Raw genomic sequence first — 808 nt, 5'->3', positions numbered from 1 at the left:
GCGCGGCAGCGCGGACGTGACGGGGTGCGGGGGCTCCACGTGTCGCAGGCGGTGCACCGGGTGCCAGCGGCGGCGCGCCCCCGTGAACGGCTTGGACAGGGGGGTGGCGAGCAGGGCGAGGCCTGCCAGCCAGCTGAGGGCGAGCGCGAGGGCGAACTTGGCGGCGTTGTCCTCCACGCCGTGCCGCGTGACCCACATCAGCACCCAGCCGTGCAGCAGCACCACCACCGTGCCCGTCCGGACCAGGGCGGTGATGACGCGGCGCAGGGCCTGCCCCGTCCCGGTGCGTCGGGCGAAGGAGCGCAGCAGCCCCTCCACCGTGGAACCGAACACGAGCACCATCCCCGCGGACATCAGGACGCCCACGGCGGGGGTGAGCACCGGCGTGCCGAAGCCGCCGAACTTGATGTTGGGCGGCTCCAGGCCCAGCCGCACCGCGACCAGGCCGAGCAGCACCAGGCCGACGCCGATGAGTGTCCGGTGGCGCCGCACGTGCGGCTGGACGCGGCGGCGGAACGTCTCGCCGCTGAGGACGAACAGCAGGCACGGCAGGGCCAGCCCGACGCCCAGAGGCGTGCGGGCGATCGCGGAGTCCGGCACGAGGTGGGCCCACGCCAGCCCGGCCAGGCCCACCGCCCAGGCGACGGCGGACGGGAAGCGCTCGAGGAATCGGCGCAGCACCGTGGTGAAGAACAGGACGGAGATGAACCAGAACGCCCACCACGGGGGCTCTTGGTCCGCGCCCCCGTACCAGCCGGTGATCATCAGGCGCCGCAGGAGGTCGGGGTCGTCGGCGAACCACGCGAAC

The 808-nt window shown here is 74.1% G+C and carries 1 protein-coding gene; it reads right to left on the bottom strand.

Annotated elements, in window-relative coordinates:
* On the bottom strand, positions 1-808 hold an 808-nt coding region (locus C6558_RS38800; protein WP_107028848.1), incomplete at both ends, for an acetyltransferase.

The organism is Ensifer sp. NM-2 (genome assembly GCF_003024455.1).
In the GTDB taxonomy this organism is placed as follows: domain Bacteria; phylum Pseudomonadota; class Alphaproteobacteria; order Rhizobiales; family Rhizobiaceae; genus Ensifer; species Ensifer canadensis.
Note: the sequence above shows the minus strand (reverse complement) of the source record. Positions and strands in the feature narration are given on the sequence as shown.